We start from the raw sequence: 605 nt of genomic DNA, 5'->3' as shown, positions 1-605 counted from the left end.
TCATGTAGTCCAGGCCCCATTTGATCTGGGTGGCGGGGTTGGTCTTCCAGTCGCTGCCGGCGGTGGCCATCTTGGAGGCGGGCAGGGCCTGGACGAGGCCGTAGGCGCCGGAGGAGGCGTTGGTGGCGGTGGGGTTCCAGCCGCTCTCGTGTTCGACGATCTTGCTGAAGGCGTTGTACTGCGCGTCGTCCGGGATCATCGTGTGCGCGATTGCCTGGGCGGAGGAGGCCGTGGTGGGGGTGGCGGCCTGGGCGGGGGCGGCGGCCAGAACCATACCGGTGGTGGCGGCGGCCAGGGCGGCACCGGTGAGGACCTTCTTCGGGGAGGCGATGACGCGGCGGATGACGGAGACGGTCACGGAGCACCTTTTCTTCGGGGGCAGGGGGTCGCTGTGTGCCGTGGCCACGTGGTGTGTGGTGCCGGCGTACGGGGGTGCCGCGGCCCGGGTGGGCTCGTCGGTGCCTGGCGACGAGCTCAAGAGAAGCAGGCTCCGAGGGGTGTCCGCAATGACCCCTTTTACTAGTGGTGGTCGCATCCGTGGAGAAAGTGCCTGGTGTGACCTGGCTCTCAAACTGCAGGTCAGGCGCCCTTATGACGCGGACATG

1 protein-coding gene is annotated in these 605 nt (G+C 68.1%); it reads right to left on the bottom strand.

Annotated features, from left to right (window positions below; genetic code table 11):
* A partial coding sequence (locus tag IEY95_RS48485; RefSeq protein ID WP_189192734.1) for an aggregation-promoting factor C-terminal-like domain-containing protein occupies positions 1 to 358 on the bottom strand: 358 nt, incomplete at its 3' end.
* Positions 359 to 605: the final 247 nt, after the last annotated feature.

The sequence above is a fragment of the Streptomyces albiflavescens genome, assembly GCF_014645835.1.
In the GTDB taxonomy this organism is placed as follows: Bacteria; Actinomycetota; Actinomycetes; order Streptomycetales; family Streptomycetaceae; genus Streptomyces; species Streptomyces albiflavescens.
The sequence above is the reverse complement of the archived record's forward strand: the minus strand, read 5'-3'. Positions and strand labels throughout refer to the sequence as shown.